Genomic DNA, 16904 nt, shown 5'->3' on the forward strand with positions numbered 1-16904 from the left:
ATTATCCCCGATTTATTGGTAAGTTTCATGCCCTTTTCCTACAATAACTCCCGAACGCTCAAGTTCATAACATCACCTTTCCTCTATTTTACGCAAAAAAAAGCAACCACAGCTGTGATTGCTTTTTTATTTTAATAATCAACGCCATTGATGGTTGTGACTTTCCAACGTTCAGCATTTTTGTAAAGATGATTGTTCAGTTTACTTGCCAATGATTGCGCGGCAACAGGATCAATAAATACCTTATCTAGTTGGCTGTTCGTGTCTTTAAGGGTCTCTGTTGCCCCGTTTAACATTCGTATAATTTTATACAATGTTCGGGACCTCCCTACAATGATTCAGCCGAAAATATTGCTGTATGTCTATTGTGACACATAAACAAATAAAATGACAGTATATTTTAAAAATAAATATTATTTATACCCGACTTTATAGCGATTTAAACAAGAACATGCAATCAAGTTGATGATTGCATGTATTTTTTCTACTTATGACCGTCATTTAACCTTCTTGCTTCTTCAGGCCCAGACATCTTTGTTGCTCCCTTATAGCGTAAACCAACGTCTCTGTCAGACTCAACACGGCCACTTTCTTTTAATTTCTTTTCTTGACGATCTCTACCCATTTTCTCTCACCTCCTCAATAGTAGGATAATAAAACAACGCATTCTTATACACGCGAATCATGCATAAATCTTTTTCGTTCCAACAATATACAAAATACTTGCTTCTATCCAATGTTTCAATTATAATAAGAACAAACGTTCTCAACGGAGGCTTTTATGACAATAAACTTAGTGCCTTATCACTCCAAATACGATACTGCTTTACAAGCTTTCCACCTTCCACCTGAGCAAATTCAATTTTCTGCTTTACCAAATACGTATTTACGTACAATCAAACCAGGTCAACATCGTATTGTTATGACAGATTCCACCGATCAACCCGTAGGCTTTTTCTTACTTCATGAAACAGAGCGTGTCCAAGACTATTCGTCCAATCCTCAGGCGATGTTGCTCACAGCTCTCACCGTTAATCAATGTGAGCAAGGTAAAGGTTATGCGAATCAAGCAATGGAACTCGTATCACCCTATATTCAGACCCACTTCCCAGATAAAAATGAAATTATTCTTGCGGTTAACAAGAAGAACATAGCTGCTCAAAAACTTTATACGAAATCAGGTTTTTTCGATACAGGAGAAAGACGTATTGGTCATATTGGTGAACAAATGCTTATGAACTGTAAGATTACATAAAAACACCCTAGTTCAATCCCTAGGGTGTGAGAATTACATAAACGTATTTGATGACTTGCTTCGATTTCGTGTAAAGATCGCTAGCATTAACGCAATAAAGGAAAGCACACCCATTGTTGCAAAAGCTAGTGATAAGCCAATTAATGTTCCTTCAGCATAGCCGTATTCTGGTCGAGCAGCACTTAAGCTGACAAGCGTCGTTAAAACCGTCACCCCTAATGCAGCGGCAAATTGCTTAACCGTGTTCAAAATCGCTGTACCATGAGGAAGGTCTTTTTGCTTCAAAGCATTCATAGCAATGGCTGTAGCAGGTGTCATAACAATACCTACTGCCCCCATAAATAAGCTAAAACAAATGATCATAGTGGCCACACTTGTCTCGGCTCCCATAAAGGTAAACCAAACAAATGTTAAACCCATTATGGAATAGCCAATAATCCCCAAGATTTTCCCTCCGTAGCGATCAAACCATCGTCCAGCGAGGAATGAAGTTACGGAAAGCAACAACGTTCCAGGCAGTAATGTCATTCCTGAAATAAAAGCAGATCGTTCTTGAACATCTTGAATAAAAAGTGGCAATAGCGTTTCAGTTGATAACAGCAATACCGATATTAAAAAAGACAGTACTGTACCATGGACAAACCACTTTAAACGAAATAAACGCAAATTTAACATCGGTCGTTCGGATGTTAATTGACTCCAAATAAAGAAGCTTAGCGACATAACCCCTATAACTGCGGGAATAATGACATACAAGCTAATTCCATACACACTGAAGTTACTAATTGCTAAGATGATACCAGCAAACCCGATTGCTGAAAAAATCAGTGATGGCACGCTTAATGTTGCATTCGCTTTCTCAGTAATATTTCTCATAAAGATAACATTTAAAACAAGTAATAAAACCGCTAGCGGCAATACCAGCCAAAATAAAAAGCGCCAGCTTGATAAATCAACAATATAACCCGCAATTGATGGACCTATTGCAGGCGCCACATTCACTACCATGGTCATCAGACCCATGGCGTACCCTCGCTTCTCAATTGGATAGACAAGCAGTAAAACCGTTTGGACAAGCGGCAGCATCATCCCAGCTCCAACTGCTTGCACAACCCTTGCTACAATTAACAAAGAAAACGTTTGTGCGAAAATCGCTAGAATGGTTCCTACAATAAAAAAGGAAATGGCAACAAACGTTAACGATCGCGCATGAAATCGTCCCATAAAATAGCCCATCGTCGGAATTAAAATAGTTGTAGTCAATAAAAAAGCGGTTGTTAACCACTGTACTTGGGTGGCATTAACCGAGAAATCTTCCATAATTTGCGGGAACGCTGTAATTAACAAAAACTGATTTAACAAAAACAAAAAAGACGCAGATAAAATGGACACCACCAGCATCTTTTTACGAAAAGGCGTTAATAATTCAACAGACATCGTTTACGCCTCCTTCCCCATTTAACTTAAAAAGACTTTTCCATTTTTATGTGTGGAATTCCGTCTTCTTCAAATACATCAGATGTCGTGACGTATCCTAATTTTTTATAAAACCCTTCTGCATGGGTTTGACCATGTAAAATGGCATGCTCACAACCTAGCTTTCCTGCAACATCTTCAAGCAAAGCAATGATTTCTTTTCCTAAACCGTGCATTCGATATTCTTCTAAAAGGCAGATTCGCTCTAGCTTTGCTTTCATTTCAACACGACGAACCCTTCCCGTACCGACTGGTTTTTCGTTATAATAAACTAAAACATGTGTACAATCGGCTGTTAAGTCATCAAATGAATCAAATTCGTCTTCGATTGGACAGTGTTGTTCTTCTACAAATACTTTTTTGCGGATGGCGAACGCATCTTCTAACTGATCTTGTTTGGTGATAATTTGTCGATCCATATTTGTGCCCTCACTTCTATTCAAATGTTCAACTTTAACGTAACTTATTTTTGTTGTATTTGCAACAAAAAAGAAGGAGTTTTTATACATGAAAGAAATTCTACGTGAAATTGGCACCATTGCCCGTGCGCTCGATTCCATTAGCAATATTGAATTTAAAGAGATTGAATTAACAAAAGGACAATATCTCTATTTAATTCGTATTTGTGAACACCCAGGCTCCATCCAAGAGAAAATTGCTGAAATGTTAAAGGTGGATCGAACAACTACAGCGAGAGCCGTCAAAAAATTAGAAAGCCAAGGGTTTATTTATAAGCAAGAGGATCCAACCAATCAAAAAATAAAAAAACTTTTCCCCACAGATCGAGGAAAAGACGTTTATCAATTTTTATTGCGTGAAAATAATCATTCTGAAGCAGTAGCCTTAAACGGTTTATCTACAGAGGAAATTGAAACGCTCTTTGATCTCCTCCAAAAAGTTAGTGATAATATAAATGTGGATTGGAATGAAGTTAAAAAGGGCAATAAACGAAATTATTAACAATTTTAAGAGGAGGGCGCCTTCCCTTTTTCTGCTGAAAATAACGCTTTCAATTCCACAATTAGCTCCTCTGTTATGATGGTTCGAAGTTGATTTTGTTCAATTTTTAAGCGATAGAGATTGAACAAACGCTCCTCTTCTTCTGTCCGTACGTCATTGCCATAGATGTGCATTAGCATATAATCAGCCGCTTCTTTCAGTCTGAACATTAGCAACACATGATCGATATGTGCAGGTGGGAGCGTACATTGAGAGGCATACCCTCGGAAGATTGCTTTTGTTATTTCATGAACGTATGCGACAATACTTCCTTTCCCATCAAAGGAATACTCCATCGCACTATAAACGGGCACAACTTAATCAAATAAATAAAAATGCTTTTCGCAATCTTGATAATCAATGAGCGTAAGGTTCGTTTTGTCGACTACGACATTCTCTAGCCACACATCCCCATGAGCCAGTCCGTAAGTCTCCTTTGTTTTTGGTAATGCTTCTACCTCTCGAAAAATTTCTGCGATCATAGCTCGAACGGCTTTTTCTTCTTTCGGTATATATTTAGCCCAATTGTATTCATCATTTACATACCAGTCTTTAATTGCTGCCTTGTTGCCAGGATACGCTTGCGACATCACATGAATTCTACCAAGTTCTTTCCCTAACCGTTCAAATATCGGTCCATTCCATTCACTCTTCTGTACATGGCCCCCCAAAGCCGCTTGATAGACGACCATGCGAACCTTTTTATGTTTATAGGTTAATGTCTCAATGGCAAGACCTTGCTTAGAGAAGATGACTTCCGGCGCAGCCAGTCCTTTTTCATGTAGCCACATCGTCCAGTCCACTTCTGCTTGCTGCTCTTCTGCAGTTTTGTAATTTGTTACACGGACAAAATAACGCTCTTCCTCGTTTCTGCATGCAAACATCTCGTTTGTCACGGCACTCACATGTTCACATTTTATCTCGTACAGTTCATCTAACACTTGCAGTAATCGCTGTTCCATCTTTATCACTCCAGATTACGTACTCGTACCTTCTCCGCCACTCGTACAGCTTCTAATAAATATTCCGGTGCGTTGCTACGTAATTTCATTTCCTCATAGGTCATCCAGTGAATCGCTTCCACTTCATCTGGACTGACGATCGATGGCTTACTTCCTTCTTCCATTTCGCATAAATAAACGATGTCAATAACATGCGTATCATGATATAAAAAAGACGTATTGCACACATAGGCCATTTCCGCTTTCAACTTTAGTCCAACTTCTTCAAGAAATTCTCGTTGAACTGTTTTTTCTAATACATCTTTATTGACTCCTGGCGCTTCCACTTTTCCACCTACAAGCGACAGCAATCCACCCGCATGATCTTCTTTTATACTCCTCTCGATAACAAGCCATTTGCCATCATTCCAAACAGCTCCCTCGACGTTTACAATGAACACGATGGCACCTCCACGTAATCAATCTTTAACAATTCTAATGGCGTTTGATGAACAAAATGATTTTCTATAAAAGTTAAAACTTCTTCGCTTCCTGGCAACGTTACAACTGATTTCGCATTTCTGAACGAACACCACTTGAATTGGCTATGCTCTTCATTCAACCTGACGCCATTTTTTGACGAGACAAACGCAACAAAAACTGGGGCCATATAGATACTATTCTTTTTAGGATCATAAAATTGGTCGAACGTATTGGATGTATACATTGAGAGAGGGGTTAACCCCGTTTCCTCCTTCATTTCTCGAATCGCGGCTTCATACGCCATCTCTCCTTGTTCAATTTTGCCACCAATGTACGTCCATGCCTCATTTAAAATTGTCGATTGTCGCTTTAACAACAGTACGTCTGTCTGATTCTTTTGGTTCCGAAGTACGACAACCGCTACGCCAGTTGTTTGAATGGGGATGTTCATGAATTTTCCTTCTCCTTTCTGATTATAGAAAAGTAGACATGCCTCTTATTATATCAAAAATTTTTAATTTATAAATATCATTTGTTGCCGAACGGTTTTTTGTCTCTTTTACGTTATAGTAGTAATTAACTGAAAAAGGAGTGTCTAATTGAATGGATAACATGTATACAGCTTCTCGATCTTTAAGGTCGGAATTTGACGTACTAATTAAAGATGATCGATCCGCGCTCTGGTCATACTGTCTTAAATTAACAGGCTCTCCTTGGGATGCAGAGGACCTCGTTCAAGATTCGTTGTTAAAAGCATTTGCCAAACTATCTTATTTGTATCAAGTGAAAAACCCGAAATCTTATTTATTTCGAATTGCTACGAATACTTGGATTGATGCTAAACGAAAACAAAAAGGCGTTTATCATACGGCTCTTCTTCCAGAAAATGAACCCATAACCGATCCAATTTCTCCCGTTGAACTATCAGAAGCAATTGATTACCTCATTCACTTATTACCGCCAAAGCAACATGTGTGCATTGTGCTCATTGATGTTTTTGAGTTTCAAGCAAAGGAAGTCGGTGCAATGCTTTCCCTTTCTGAAGGAGCTGTGCGTTCGCTTCTACACCGTGCTAGACATACATTACGACAATCCAATTTCAACGATGCTTCTTTGTCCATCCAAAAAACCGAACCAAATAGTTCTCTTTTAAATGCATATGTTCAAGCATTTAACCAACGAAATATAGAAGGTATTGTTTCGTTACTCCATGAAGATGCTGTCATGGAAGTTGTTGGGATTACTGAAGAGTATGGTCGAACGATGATACGTACAAATTCTTTAACTGATTGGGCTGCAGATCCTGTAACGATGAATGGTACCTTTTATGTTGATAAGAATCAGCGACTCTTTTTTGTTGTCACAATACTAGATGGTGAGCGTGAAGCCGTTAACACCATTCACGAGTTTACGTATAATGAAAAATTAATCTTTCAAATTAGAGATTACTATTACTGTCCAGAGTTATTACTAGAAATTGGACGTTTACTGGAAAAGCCTGTTATAAAAAATGGTTACTACTGGGGAGATGGTCATGTTAGATCTCTTTAAGACAAGCTTCCCTCTTTTTATAGTCACTCCTCTTTAATAAGGAACCTCTTCCCTGCACATTCATAGATCGAGAACCTGCTTGATTCCCTCCTTTCACAGTAGTACAATGAGGCATTGTGACTTCAACTACAAACTCATTTTATTAATGTGAAAAGGGGGTACTGATGCAAAAACTACATTCAAAACAGAAAGAGAATTATTACACGTTTTTGTTACTTGTCTCCATTTTATTAATTGCTGCTACATTACGGTCACCGATGACTTCATTCGGTCCGTTAATCCCGTTTATTAGAGAAGATCTGGCTGTTTCCAATTTTACAATTGGGCTAGTGAATACACTTCCTTTACTTATGTTCGGTTTGTTTTCCCCATTAGTTCCTAAAATCTCTCGTAAAACGGGAATGGAGCTTATGCTCTTGATGGCTATGATTACCCTAACCATTGGCATCGTCTTTCGTTCTTTAGGGAATACACCTATGCTATTACTCGGAACCTTACTACTGGGACTTGGAATCGCTGTTGGAAACGTATTGATGCCAGGTCTGATTAAACTTAGCTTTCCATTGCGTATTGGTATTATGATGGGCATCTACTCTGTTTCTATGAATCTATTTGGTGCACTTGCGTCTGGATTATCCGTTCCATTAGCAGAAGCATCAGCATTTAATTGGCAGTATGCCTTACTTTTATGGGCTGTTTTATCATCGATTGCGGTATTTTTTATTTGTTTACGACTTCCCGTCATTCGATCGTCTCGAAAAAAAGTTCCGGGTAAAGTAAATAACCAGCCTTCCTCCTCTATCTTTAAATCTAAGATTGCCTGGTCCGTTTCTCTTTTTATGGGCTTACAATCCTTTATTCCTTACAGCCTCTTTACTTGGCTACCCGATATTTTACTTACTAAAGGGTTTAGTGAAAATGAAGCTGGTTGGTTTATGGCACTTATGCAAATAGGATTAATCCCAGCAACGTTTTTTGTTCCAATTTTCGCGGCAAAATTAAATAATCAAGCGTGGGTCGGGGTTGGTGCTGGTCTACTCTTTTTAACAGGTCTCGTTGGGGTAGCCTTAACAGCCTCTCAACTAACTCTCGTCTTTTTAATTATTACTGGAATGGGTATGGGAACGGCTTTTAGTTTAGCGATGATGTTCTTTGTGTTACGAACACATTCAGTGGAGCAATCCTCACAATTGTCTAGTATGGCACAATCTGTCGGCTATATGATTGCGGCCCTTGGTCCCTTCTTTCTTGGCACCATTGCTGAGTGGACAAACGGATGGACGGTACCACTCCTTATTCTCATGTCAGCAGCAATTGGTATATCGCTATTTGGCTATGTCGCTGGTAAGGATCGAAAAATTGCAACCTAGCGGTTTAAAAACGCCTATCCTAAATGGAGGATCATAAAAAAATAGATGTTTCACAATTTAAGAGAAGCAAACTTGGAGCCAAATACTCAGTCGTTAAAGATAGGAAAAAACCCCTTTTAATCAATTGATTCAAAAGGGGGTTCATTCTCACTAGCGATACACGAACCGACGAAACAGATAATCAAAAGGCCCGCTTTTTTTCTTCCATTCTAAAACAGATGCCATCCCGATCGAGAAGAGCCAAACGAAAACCGCTACAAGCCATACTTGCGCTATGCTTAGTCGACTGGCTAAATCTAGACCTCCTGAAGAAAGAAGTATTAATAAAAGAATCTCATTCACAATGAAAAACGTTAGAGAACGTTTTCCTAGCGCCGTAATGCCAACGACAATTGGATTTGTTTTATTAAAATGAGGTCCAATTAATCCGAATAATGCTGCATACCCACATCCGCCAGCAATCCCTGTTAGCATATGGGCAGTAAAGATTAAGCCGATTACATAGGCATGTTCGACTTGTAACGCTCCATTGCTATAAAGTGCATGTGGAATAGCGCCTACAAGCGAGATGAAAATGCCTCCGATCGCAACTTTTTTCAAAAAAGGTCGATGCTTTTCATCTTCGTTTAATAAGCCCTTTCGGCCAAACCAAACGCCAATAAAAATGGAGAGAATGACAGGTAAAACAAAGTTTCCTAAGATTGGTCCACCCATAATAAATTGCATCGTTCCATCGATTAACTGGTCGACGTAGCTGTTCGATCCTTGAAAAATGGTTTCCATTCCCATTGTCGACATGGCCGCCCATACAAACGGTAAAATGAGGATAAAAAGAATAAACAGTGCGAGCATCGTTCGCTCAAGCAATTTGTCGCTACGATATAAGAACCAGTGAATAAGTAAAAGGCCCCCACCGTATATGGCAAGAATATCTTTTCCTCCAACGACAACCGATAATAGAAAGCCAAAAATTAGCAACGCAACGGCACGCCGATTGATTGATTTTCGAATTTCCAAGTGACTCTTTTGTTTTCGGACATAACTTCGAATAACAAGGGTGATGCCGTATCCGAATAGTAGCGCAAACATGGCTCTAGCTCGATTATCCACAAAAAATACGGAGGCATAGTTTAATAGACTGTCCAGCATGCCATTCCCTTCAGGGCGAACAAGAATCGTTCCACTGATAAAGATTTGAGCATGCGCAAGGGCAACAAGTAGCAACATCATTCCTCGCGCCAGATCAAATGAAATGTATCGTTTTTTTGGCATGTTTCTCTCCTATCAAGGCAATATACGTTATAGTCATTTATAAAACCACTGGGTTCAATTTAACACACTGTTAAAACACTTACAATAAATGGATTTTCTTGTTTATCAGTCATTCAATTGTAAAGTAAGCGTTGTGATTTACCAATTTCTTATGAGTTAAGTCCCTTACTCATTAAAAAACACATCTACACGCGTGATGCGTATCGATGTGTTCTCTCTTTACTTTACCGTCACTTCATGGCCACCATCAAAGAAATAAAGCCAGCATTCTTTTACAGGAACCTTCCAGATGCTTTCAATTGCTTGTTTATATTGAGTCATCTGATGATGATAACGCTCGTTTAACAACTTCTTTAAGTCGACTCCCTCTACCTGAAGAGACTGAACTCGGTCCGTTTTATAATCAAGTAAAATTAATTCACCATCTTCATCCCAAAATAATACATCGATAATGCCGCGTATGAGCACCACATCCTCATCTTCCTCAGACTCTTTATGAGCAAAAGAATGTTTTGATTGGACGTATGAAAATGGGACTTCTCTTTTCATTTTAGTCGCATTTATTAATCGTTTGCCGATTGAGGATTGATGAAAATCAATAATACGATTCTCATGGATAGCACTTTGTTCTTCACGATTAAACCCAAGCAGCCTACAAATCGCTTCTACCTCACTTTTTATGATTGTCGTTTCTTCTGAAGTGAACGATAATCGTTGCATTACTCGATGCATTAACGTTCCTTTTTCTGCGGCACTTAACTTTTGTTGTTTTTTTAAAAAGGTTGGTTCTTTCATCGCAGTCGCTTGTCTATACGACTGAGGCTGTTCTGCTTCAGCAAATTCTTTCCAATTATACTTACGTTTTAATTCCGTTACACTTTGTTTCGCGAATGTTTGAGTCGCGACGGGGTATTGGTAGTTGAAATCTAAACGACGGCCGACTTCTGCTTCCGATTTAATTGAAGAAGACCTCACGTGCTCTAATCGCTTTAACTGTTGAACATGCTCGTTTGGAGGCAGCGTTTGAACATTATTAAGTTCTGGCACTTCAGCTCGTTCATCTAACAGCCATTTCGATTCATGGGGTTCGGGATCATTGATGCGCATAAGGTCTGCATGTCTGAGAACAGCCGGAATAACCCAATCAAAGAAACGCCTTGCTTGTTTACGATCATAAAGTGGAAGCGCTTGTTCAGCTTGTTCTCCCCATTCCAATAATTTTGTTTCTCGGTCTTTTACACTTCCGAGCATAAATAATTTCTCTTTTGCTCTTGTTAGCGCCACATAGAGTACTCGTAATTCTTCCGATATCTGTTCTCGCTCTTGTAATTTTTTTATGGCAACCTCAGGAATTGTTGAATATTTTATACGGCGGTCGATATCCAAATACGTTGAACCAAATCCCAATGTCTGATGAATTTGAGTTTGCCTACGGGTATCCATCAAATTAAACTGCTTCCACATATCTACAACAAAGACGACCGGGAATTCAAGACCTTTACTTTTATGAATGGACATCAAACGAACGACATTTTCTTGTTCACTTATTGTACGTGCGCTCTCAAAATCATCTCCCTGTTCCTCCATACGTTCAACAAAACGTAAAAAGCGAAAAATTCCACGGAACGAAGTATCTTCGAATGCTTTTGCACGGTCATACAACGCGCGCACATTTGCTTGACGCTGCTTCCCTCCTGGCAATCCACCAACAAAGATATCGTAGTCCGTCTCTGAAAACAGAGACCATATAAATGTTGATAATGGTGTCGTTCGCGCTCTGACACGCCACTCTTGTAGTTGGTTGTAAAAATGAGCGAGTTTCGTCTGAGACGGCTCCTCTTCAGAATTAACAGCAAGTGTGGCCTGAACCGCCTCATAAAATGAACCTTCTACGTGATTGAGGCGAATATGCGCCAGCTGTTCATCTGTTAAACCAACAATCGGGGAGCGTAAAACGGCTGCAAGCGGGATATCTTGAAATGGATTATCAATAATTTTTAGTAGTGATAGCATGATTTGTACTTCAACGTGGCGAAAATACCCTTCATCTCGATCTGAGTATAGAGGAATGCCTGCCGCTTTAAAGACGTCTACATAGATTGGTGCTGAAGGAAGTGACCGCATCAGAATTGTAATATCACGATATTGAATCGGCCGAAGCTGTTTTGTTTTTTTATCAAAAACAGGGTAGCCGTTCGTGATTAATTCTTGAATTTTACTTGCTGTCCATCGTGCTTCTTTTTCAGCGGATGGCTCAAAGCCACTCGTTTCTTCATCTTCCTTTTCTAGCAGTGCTACATGGATGTCGTATCCTTGGTCTTCCATATTGTAATCGATATTTCCGTAACGCAATGCTTGTGTGTTGTCATACACCACTTCACCTACGTGCTTGTCCATTGTTTGCGCAAAGACATAGTTAACAGCATGCAACACCTCTGATCGGCTACGAAAATTATGCGCAAGATCGATGCGAATACCATGTACATCTTGAAGATCGTGAAGCGGCGCATTCAATGTGGCATAGGTGTCTTGCTTCTCAATAAATAAGCCTGGTTCCGCTAAACGAAATCGATAAATACTTTGCTTCACGTCACCAACCATAAACCGATTTTGACCGTTCCCAACTAGATTAAGAATCGCTTCTTGTACTCGATTTGTATCTTGGTATTCATCTGTTAACACTTCTTGAAAATGCGCTCTGTATTGCAAAGCAGTTGTAGATGGGTGATCGATTGATCCATCGCTTAAAATTTCAAGAGCGAAATGTTCTAGATCATCAAAATCCATTAAAGAACGTTCTTCTTTTAGTTCACGATATGCCTTTGCAAACTCTTGTACGAGCGTAGTTAACACGCGAACACGATTACGCATCTGGTAAAGCCTGGTTGTATTTTCAGCCTCATTGCCAACCATTAACTCTTGTGCTTTTTGCAGAAGTTTTTTGCTTTCATCCCGAAATTGCTTCACTTTCGTTATTAATTCAGGATCTGCTGGATCGTCTTTTTTCTTACTCGGAAGTCTATTCCATGCAAAGGTTTCTAACTGGTTATAAAGGTCATCCCAATCATGATTAGATTCGAGCCTCTCTAGGGCTGATCCCTCTTCTACTAAACGTTCATGATAGAAATGGGGACCATCTTCTCGTTCTGCTAGCGCCATAGCGCGAGCATGATTCGCTCTTGCCCCTGCCACATAATTTAAGACTTCTTCCACAATAACCTGTCCCCATGGGGTTGTAGCGATATCCTCAACCGATTCTTCATACATGGCCGCACTTCGCTCAAGCCAATGATCTGGATCTGGATGAGACCTTGAGCGAGTATATAAATTTAAAATAAGTGCTCGCAAATTGGTATCTGTCCGATCTCCGCTATATGCTTCAGCCATCGTATAAAAATCAGGAGATGCTTCTTTTTCATGTGTATAATAACGCTCCAACAGTGCCTCTAACACTTCTTCTTTCAGCAATTCTCTCTCAGTGTCGTTCGCAAGCCGGATCGTTGGATCTACATGGATATCATAATAATGTTTTCGAATTAAATCTGAACAAAAGGAATGTAGTGTTGAGATCGTTGCGCGGTTTAATAGGCGATATTGCCTTTTTAAATATGGTGTTGGTCGAACACTCAGCTCTTCTTCCATTCGCTTGCCAATACGTTCTTTCATTTCAGCTGCTGCGGCCTTTGTAAACGTCACAACAAGCAGGCGATCAATCTCAGCTTCATCTGTTGGATCCATAATCCGTTTAACGATGCGCTCAACAAGTACGGCTGTTTTCCCACTTCCAGCTGCTGCAGCAACAAGAATATTTCCGCCTTTTAAAGAGATCGCTTGCCATTGTTCGTCCGTCCACGTCACATCGCTTGGTCGTTCTTGCATCTCCCATTTAGGCATGCTCGCTCCCCCTTGCTTTAATTGATTCCTGCATCTCTACTAATGCATCGCTATTTTTTCTCTTTACCAGTTCATTATAATGAAACCCTGGTAACGATGGATCGAACTGACAGACGGCTTGCATAGGACAGTACGTACATGCTATTTGTCCATTTTCCTTTTGGTACGGTGCTACAATCGTTTTTCCACTTACGATTTCATTCCCGATATCGACGATTTTTTGTTCAGTGTACGTAAAGAGCGTTTGAAATTGGTCATCTGTTAAGACTTTTGAGCGACTATGAAACGAACCGTCTTTCTTAAATTCAACGGGAACGACATTTGATTTATTTTTTTCAACAAAGCTTTTATCAAATAATTCTGCAACACCATAATCATTCTTCATCCATCCGTTTAATTGAAATGCTTTTAATCGTTGTTCGTCTTCATTCTTATCCTCTTCAAGCACCGGGTTATGGAGATGAAAATAAAACATTCCCCCCACTTCTGAGGATTTTTCTAACCACGCTTCAGAACCTTTTAAAGCAACTGTTAAGTACACGGGCATTTGCAAGGAAATTCCTTCAATCACATCAGAAAAAGATAAGGATGTTGGGCTTGATTTATAGTCGACGACACTGAGAAACGACCGACCATCCCTTTCCGCTTGATCAATTCGATCAATTCGACCTTGGACCGTCATACTCATGCCATTTTCTAGTTTGTACGAAGGAATCGATATGGGATTTTGCGGACCAAATGCGACTTCTAATTCCACGGTTTCAAACGTGGATAACAACGCTTGCTGGCGCAATGCTTCTGTTACCTGAACAGCGATATCATGGAGCTTTTCCGTTATATACTGATAGTGATTTGTACTCATCAAAATCTCACGCTGAATCGTCGGGGCAACTTCTGCCACCGCTTCCGACGTCATTTCGCGGCATTCTTCATACGAAAGGGTTTTCCATGTTTTGTTTCGGTCTTTTTGCTTTTCAGACATCGTTTTTAACACCGTATGAAAAAGCTCTCCAATATCAAATGCCTCTAATCGATACACATCTCGTTCTTTTAATCGCAAACCGTATTGACTGAAATGACGGAACGAACATTGTTTAAATAACTCCATTCGGCTCACGCTCATCACAAGATGAGCATTGTATAAGTCTTTTGTAGTCTCGTTTGTTAGAGGAATATGGGTATACGAGTAGTCTAAGCTCTCCAGACCTGATTTTAGAGGGCGCTGCCATTCTGCATGCGTTCTAAACCAGTTGTAGACATCCCACCAAATTGAATCAATCTCCTCTCCTTGCTTCCATTTTTGCAATTGCCGGATGAGTTGTGACATCGCTTGTTTTGGATGTGATATATATTCTATCGCTTGATTATGCCTTTCAGCCTCTGGTTCATTTTGCACGAATACAGTCTCTACATCGTTTAAAGAATCGTGGATATGTCGAATTAAAGGAGATGGAAGTAAAGATGCCCCTTCCTCATCTGCTAAAGCGTACGAGACGATTAGTGCCTCCGATGCACTCGTCTGACTCATATACGCATAAAATGCTTCATGCCAGAGCTTGTCTGTTGCTGTGTGACCGAGCGAAAGACCTGCATGTTGCAATGCCATTCTTTCTTGCTCACTTATCATCCCTTTTTCACGTGGGCGTGATGGGATGATGCCTTCATTTACTCCAACGATGAAGGTCGCACGTGGTTTCGGTAAACGGGAACGCTCCATGTCTCCCACAGTAACCTGGTCAATCGCTGGAGGAACAATTTTAAAACTCATATTCTCAAACCCAGCATTTAGCGTGTGAAAAAAAGTAGAGACGGTCACTTCATCTTCTCCACCAATATCCACAAGTTGATCGAGAATCGATAGAACCCCTTCCCACACTTGGCTGTATTCGCTACTAACCTGAATGTACCCGCTCTCTTCCGCTTGCCTTTGTAGCTGATTCATTTTTTCCGGAATTGATAACGCCAGTAAAAACGTATAAAGCGCGTGACACATATCGGAAATCGTTTCACTTCTTTTTAAATTCGATTCAAATTGGTTAAGTGGGGCAATTAACAAGTTTTTCAACCAATTCATTGTTGCATTGTTTTCTAATTCTTCTTCGGTTGGGTCTTCCCCAAAACCATGACGAGCTGTCTTCAATTGCCAGTCGCGAGCGGTGGACCACAGATTTCCTTTAATGCCTTGAGCAAGAACCACATTTTCAAGTTCATCAATTTTTTCACGAAACGCAACCGGTTCCTCATCAAGCGGAATAAATAAATCAGTTTTAAATGCTCGAAATAAGGCCTCATAAGGATACCTTTGCATTACTGCCTCGAAGGACGATCGAATTAGTTCAATGAGCTGATGCTGAATCATCCCATGTGTATCATCAAGAAAGAACGGCACCTCATATGTAGGAAACACTCGTCGGATGAGATCACTATATGTGTGTAAATCTCTTGTAACGACTGCAATTTCTGTATAACGGTATCCTTGCTCTCGCACTAAACTGCGAATGGATTTAGCTACCGATTCAATCTCAACTCGCCGATTTACCGTTTCAACTATTTTTACACTATGATCGTTTTCTCTCACGTCATGATCTTGATGAACGAGCGCTTCTTCAAGTGATGCGAGGCCTATCTTATTAAAACGGTAATTGGCTTTAAACCATTCTTCTTTATAACGAAGCTTGTGTTGTTGAAGGGATTGCACCATTAATTCGTACGTTTCATTCGTTAAATAAAACGTATCAGCTTGCCCTAAGTGCTCATCTAATGTTAGAGCCATTTTCGTTGTAGCTGCTTCATCACATAGAGCTGTTAAAAATCGACGTTCTAGCTTGCTAAATTCATAAAAGCCATCAATATACAAGTAAGCACCTTTTAACAGACCCACATCTGGAACGGCCTTTATTGCACGCTTTACCTGCTCTTCTTTATCCCAAAAACGGTTGGAAAACGTTTCTTCAAATTCTCGAAAGATAAGTTTAACATCATGCATCTTATCTTGAATCGCTAATGACAGCGTTTCGTTTTCTACATGTATTTGATCAGGTGAAAGTTCTTGCCTACGTAATTCAAGAATCATCTGCTCCATTTCTTTTACGAATCCACTTGTGTTACTTGCACGCTTAAAGACACGAAGCTGATCTTTCTTCTGTTCAATTATTTTTTTTATTAATACATGCATACCCGTACGATCAAGCATTGGTCGCTCACGCTGGCCTGCCTCATCAAGAATTCTTTCCGCCAGAGAATGTAAACTTAAGACGCTTAACCTTGAGAACCCGCCCGTCTTTTTTGCGAGATCGTACTCAACTTGAAACGACATTTGATCAGGTACGAGTAAAATAATTTCTGGTCCGTCAGCAGGGGCATCATTTAAGTATGTCATGATTTCTTCTTTCATTTTTGTAGACTTGCCACTACCACTTCTTCCTAAATAAAAGTGAATCATCCGTTTCGCCCTCCTTTTCCGTTCGCTTTGCTTTCATCTTACCACGAATCAAATCAAACGTTGAATCCCTATGTATTCCAATACTTATGTGTATAAACCATCATCTTTAACGAACAATAAACGCAACAATTCTAGTACTTATCCTTTTCATCCTTCAGGTTTCTTGGTAAAATGTTTCATTACTGAAGTCTGTCACATTCGACAACTTAAAAATGGAGGAA

The 16904-nt window shown here is 39.8% G+C and carries 15 protein-coding genes; 4 read left to right on the forward strand and 11 right to left on the reverse strand.

Annotation, left to right across the window (positions count from 1 at the left end; translation table 11 throughout):
* Window positions 1-131: 131 nt before the first annotated feature.
* Both ACE1TH_RS10480 and ACE1TH_RS10485 read right to left on the reverse strand, forming a co-directional pair.
* Window positions 132-314 carry a hypothetical protein gene (locus ACE1TH_RS10480; RefSeq protein WP_099302388.1) on the reverse strand — a complete coding sequence of 61 codons (183 nt, stop codon included), beginning with the start codon at window positions 312-314 and terminating at the stop codon, window positions 132-134.
* 170 nt (window positions 315-484) lie between these two features.
* Complete coding sequence (locus tag ACE1TH_RS10485) at window positions 485-625, reverse strand: YpzI family protein (protein ID WP_099302389.1); 141 nt, start codon at window positions 623-625, stop codon at window positions 485-487.
* A gap of 156 nt (window positions 626-781) precedes the next feature.
* Between ACE1TH_RS10485 and ACE1TH_RS10490 the strand changes: the two genes are divergently transcribed.
* The gene (locus ACE1TH_RS10490; protein ID WP_099302390.1) at window positions 782-1255 is read left to right on the forward strand and encodes a GNAT family N-acetyltransferase; all 474 of its coding nucleotides are present in this window, start codon (window positions 782-784) and stop codon (window positions 1253-1255) included.
* A gap of 33 nt (window positions 1256-1288) precedes the next feature.
* Here the strand turns inward: ACE1TH_RS10490 and ACE1TH_RS10495 are convergent, their stop codons facing one another.
* Window positions 1289-2692, reverse strand: coding sequence for a DHA2 family efflux MFS transporter permease subunit (locus tag ACE1TH_RS10495; RefSeq protein ID WP_375078920.1), 1404 nt, complete (start codon window positions 2690-2692; stop codon window positions 1289-1291).
* Window positions 2693-2718: 26 nt separating this feature from the next.
* Entirely contained in the window at window positions 2719-3150 is a 432-nt protein-coding gene (locus tag ACE1TH_RS10500) for a GNAT family N-acetyltransferase (RefSeq protein WP_375078921.1), read from the reverse strand.
* 88 nt (window positions 3151-3238) lie between these two features.
* Here ACE1TH_RS10500 and ACE1TH_RS10505 point away from each other — a divergent pair, with 88 nt between their 5' ends.
* Window positions 3239-3691, forward strand: coding sequence for a MarR family winged helix-turn-helix transcriptional regulator (locus tag ACE1TH_RS10505; RefSeq protein ID WP_099302393.1), 453 nt, complete (start codon window positions 3239-3241; stop codon window positions 3689-3691).
* Window positions 3692-3696: 5 nt separating this feature from the next.
* Here the strand turns inward: ACE1TH_RS10505 and ACE1TH_RS10510 are convergent, their stop codons facing one another.
* The 4 genes from ACE1TH_RS10510 to ACE1TH_RS10525 are packed head-to-tail and all read right to left on the reverse strand — an operon-like array spanning window position 3697 to window position 5605.
* A complete protein-coding gene (locus tag ACE1TH_RS10510) occupies window positions 3697-4026 on the reverse strand; it encodes an aminoglycoside phosphotransferase (RefSeq protein WP_375078922.1) in 330 nt (109 codons plus the stop codon).
* Window positions 4027-4047: 21 nt separating this feature from the next.
* Window positions 4048-4692: a phosphotransferase enzyme family protein gene (locus tag ACE1TH_RS10515; protein WP_375078923.1), complete on the reverse strand. Its 645-nt coding sequence runs from the start codon at window positions 4690-4692 to the stop codon at window positions 4048-4050.
* Between the two features lie 5 nt (window positions 4693-4697).
* Window positions 4698-5132, reverse strand: coding sequence for an NUDIX domain-containing protein (locus ACE1TH_RS10520; protein WP_375078924.1), 435 nt, complete (start codon window positions 5130-5132; stop codon window positions 4698-4700).
* Window positions 5120-5605: an NUDIX hydrolase gene (locus ACE1TH_RS10525; RefSeq protein WP_099302395.1), complete on the reverse strand. Its 486-nt coding sequence runs from the start codon at window positions 5603-5605 to the stop codon at window positions 5120-5122. The genes ACE1TH_RS10520 and ACE1TH_RS10525 overlap by 13 nt, the downstream gene beginning before the upstream one ends.
* Window positions 5606-5757: 152 nt before the next feature.
* Here ACE1TH_RS10525 and ACE1TH_RS10530 point away from each other — a divergent pair, with 152 nt between their 5' ends.
* Together ACE1TH_RS10530 and ACE1TH_RS10535 are read left to right on the forward strand one after the other, a co-directional pair.
* Complete coding sequence (locus ACE1TH_RS10530; RefSeq protein WP_375078925.1) at window positions 5758-6705, forward strand: sigma-70 family RNA polymerase sigma factor; 948 nt, start codon at window positions 5758-5760, stop codon at window positions 6703-6705.
* 164 nt (window positions 6706-6869) lie between these two features.
* Window positions 6870-8075: a CynX/NimT family MFS transporter gene (locus ACE1TH_RS10535; RefSeq protein WP_099302397.1), complete on the forward strand. Its 1206-nt coding sequence runs from the start codon at window positions 6870-6872 to the stop codon at window positions 8073-8075.
* Between the two features lie 150 nt (window positions 8076-8225).
* Here the strand turns inward: ACE1TH_RS10535 and ACE1TH_RS10540 are convergent, their stop codons facing one another.
* The 3 genes from ACE1TH_RS10540 to addB all read right to left on the reverse strand — a co-directional run bounded on the left by ACE1TH_RS10540 (window position 8226) and on the right by addB (window position 16683).
* Entirely contained in the window at window positions 8226-9347 is a 1122-nt protein-coding gene (locus ACE1TH_RS10540) for a DUF418 domain-containing protein (protein WP_255224720.1), read from the reverse strand.
* Between the two features lie 219 nt (window positions 9348-9566).
* Window positions 9567-13241 (reverse strand): helicase-exonuclease AddAB subunit AddA, encoded by a 3675-nt coding sequence (gene addA, locus ACE1TH_RS10545; protein ID WP_375078926.1) that lies wholly within the window; start codon window positions 13239-13241, stop codon window positions 9567-9569.
* Window positions 13234-16683 (reverse strand): helicase-exonuclease AddAB subunit AddB, encoded by a 3450-nt coding sequence (gene addB, locus ACE1TH_RS10550; protein WP_375078927.1) that lies wholly within the window; start codon window positions 16681-16683, stop codon window positions 13234-13236. The genes addA and addB overlap by 8 nt, the downstream gene beginning before the upstream one ends.
* Between the last annotated feature and the right edge of the window lie 221 nt (window positions 16684-16904).

This window comes from Shouchella sp. JSM 1781072 (genome assembly GCF_041949915.1).
GTDB lineage: Bacteria > Bacillota > Bacilli > Bacillales > Bacillaceae_D > Shouchella.